We start from the raw sequence: 2,635 nt of genomic DNA, 5'->3' as shown, positions 1-2,635 counted from the left end.
GAGGAAGTAGCACAAAAAGCAGAGGTAGGTGTTGATAAAAGTGATTTATCAAAAAATCCAATTAGAGAAATAGTTAATTCAGCTAAGGGAGTTTTAGATACGTTAAAAGGAGATTTAGAGTCATTAGGGCAGGTAGATGATGCTAATCTAGTAGGTGAGGCGGTAACTAATAATAAAGGAGTAACAGTAGATGACAATTCAATAAAGAAAGCCCTTAAAGCATTGCAAGAAATAGTAAAAGTAGCAAAAGGAAAAAATATTTCAGAACCAAGATCGGGAAGTACAGCAGTAAAGTTAGGTGATGCGGATAATAAGGAAGGAGCTAAGATATTGTCTACAAATGAGGCTTCGGAAGCAGGAAGTGTATCTAAAGCAGTGTTAATACTATCACAAGTGTAAGTGGAGGTGGAGAAGAAATGCTGGCATCAATAGTGAAATCTACAGAAAATAGGGTTGTGGCTTTGACAGGTAATGCAACTTCAGGTACAACTCCATTGGAATTTGCAAAAGGAGGAACATCGGCTCACTTAGCAAATGCTTCAGATGCAAAAGCAGCAGCAGTAGCAGGAGGAATAGCATTACGTTCATTGGTTGAAGACGGTAAATTGGCATCAGGAGCTCAAGATGGACAAGCAGGAGGAAAAGAAGAAGTACAAAAAGTAGGGATAACCGCAGTAAATAAGTTATTGGGAGCAGTAGAGGAAATAGTGAAGAAGACAGTAAAGAGTGTATTGGAGAAAGTAAAGGAAGAAGTAGATAAGGCAAGAGATCCAAAAGCAGCAGGTAAGTAGTAGAATTTGAATATAGTTGTTGAAATAATTTAATAAGAACCTTATTAAAGGGAGCAATAAAGCTCTCTTTTTTATTTGCAGTATTGTGTATTTTATATAAAGCCTTATTTATTTGTTTTTTATTTTTAAAGATAAGCTGTGAAAAAGCTAAAAAGAAAGAAAAAATAAGGAGGCGAAGAAAATGAAGAGAGAAGGGATAGAAGGGGAAATAAAAGGGAAGAGAGGAATAGAGAGAGAGTAAAGAGAATGAGAATGAAGGGAATAATATTGATGATGATGATAGTGATGGGATGTAATAGTGGTGGAGGAGTAAAGGAAGGAGACGAGGGGGAAAGCAAGGAAGGGAGATGGAAATGTAATTGATTTAGCAAAAGTAAGTACAAAAATAAAAGAGACTGTTGTCTTTGCAGAGAGTATTAAACAAATAGAAGGTCTAGTTAATTCAGTGGCTGAGCTTACTAAAGCTATTGGTAAGAAGATAGTTGCTGCTGGTGCTACTGGATGGAGCTAAGGTATTAGCTATAGATAAACCAGGAGCAGCAGTAGGAGAAAAAGCAGAATTAATAGTAGCAGCAGTAAGTGGTGAAGAAATTCTAGCATCAATAATTAAGTCAGGAAAAGATGATGCAGCATTAACACAAGCTGCAAAGTCAGAGACAACTGCGATGAATTTTGCAAAAGGAGGTTCAAAAGATCACTTAGCAAATGATGCTACTCCAAAAGCAGCAGCAGTATCGGGAGGGATAGCTCTACGTTCGTTAGTGAGAGATGGTAAGTTAGCTGCACATAGTGGTGGTAACGATAGTAAAGCAGTACAATCAGCAGGAGTAACTTCAGTAAATAAATTGTTAGGCGCAGTAGAAGATATAATTAAGAAGACAGTTAAGAAGGTGCTTGAAAAGGTAAAAGGAGAAATAGATAAAGCAAGAGGTTCAAAAGAACCAGTTTCAGAATCAAGTAAGTGAGATAGTAAGTTGATAAGATAAATAGTAAATTTAGATTATTTACGAATGAGATTAGGAGGCAAACTTAGAGATATATCTCTGGGTTGCTTCTTTTTGTTTGTTTTTTCTTTGTTTGTTTTTTCAATGAAGAGTGAAAAATTAATAGTAAGTAAAAATAAAAAAGGGAAGAGATAATAAGAGATGATCTTATTTTCAGTCATATGATGTAATAATGTGTAATAATGTAATAGCGGAGCTAGAGAAGAATGAGTTTTTGAGTGAGATGGGTAAATTTAGGTAAAGGATTTTTAAATGCAAAGAATGCAGCAGAAATTGCGGCTGCTAAGAAGGCAGAACAAAAAGAACTTGGAGCTTCAGTTCGAAAAGATGCAGTAATAGCAGGAGGGATAGCGTTAAGAGGGATGGCAAAGAATGGTAAATTTGTTGTTAAGACAGGTGAAGATAAATCGGCTTTTGCTATTAATGGAGTAGTGGCAAGTGCAGTTAATAAAGTGTTGAGTACATTGACAGTAGCAATCAGGAATGCAGTGGATTTGGGATTGAAAGAGATTAATAAGGTATTGGGAGAGATTAAGCAAGGAGAAGGTTCTGAAAATAAAGTTAGTGAGTGAGTTATTATATATTGAATATAGTTAAAATTATTAGATAAGAATGCTGATAAAGAGAACAGTAATAAGGCTCTCTTTTTTTATTTTCTGTATTGATGTGTGTTGTATGAATGTTGTTCATATAAATCATTTTTTTTCTTTTAATCCTTAAAAGCAAAGCTAAAAATAATAATAAAAAACAAGGAGGCGAAGGAAAGGAATGAAAGAGAAGAAAGGAATAGGAAATATAGAAGAGTGTATAAGCGAGTATAGAGAGAAGGGAAGAGAGAAG

The 2,635-nt window shown here is 35.1% G+C and carries 1 protein-coding gene and 4 pseudogenes; all 5 read left to right on the top strand.

What is annotated here, in order from left to right; all coding sequences use genetic code 11:
• Window positions 1-791: pseudogene (locus U880_RS11925) on the top strand (variable large family protein); the annotation flags it as partial.
• A gap of 181 nt (window positions 792-972) precedes the next feature.
• A pseudogene (locus tag U880_RS11960) lies at window positions 973-1,097 on the top strand (Vsp/OspC family lipoprotein); the annotation flags it as partial.
• 52 nt (window positions 1,098-1,149) lie between these two features.
• Window positions 1,150-1,302 (top strand): Vsp/OspC family lipoprotein, encoded by a 153-nt coding sequence (locus U880_RS12025; protein WP_407637755.1) that lies wholly within the window; start codon window positions 1,150-1,152, stop codon window positions 1,300-1,302.
• A pseudogene (locus U880_RS10405) lies at window positions 1,292-1,756 on the top strand (variable large family protein); the annotation flags it as partial. The gene U880_RS12025 and the pseudogene U880_RS10405, both read left to right, overlap by 11 nt.
• A gap of 293 nt (window positions 1,757-2,049) precedes the next feature.
• Window positions 2,050-2,367, top strand: a pseudogene (locus U880_RS0109495) (variable large family protein); the annotation flags it as partial.
• Window positions 2,368-2,635: the final 268 nt, after the last annotated feature.

The organism is Borrelia hispanica CRI (assembly GCF_000500065.1).
GTDB classification, from domain to species: domain Bacteria; phylum Spirochaetota; class Spirochaetia; order Borreliales; family Borreliaceae; genus Borrelia; species Borrelia hispanica.
Note: the sequence above shows the minus strand (reverse complement) of the source record. Positions and strands in the feature narration are given on the sequence as shown.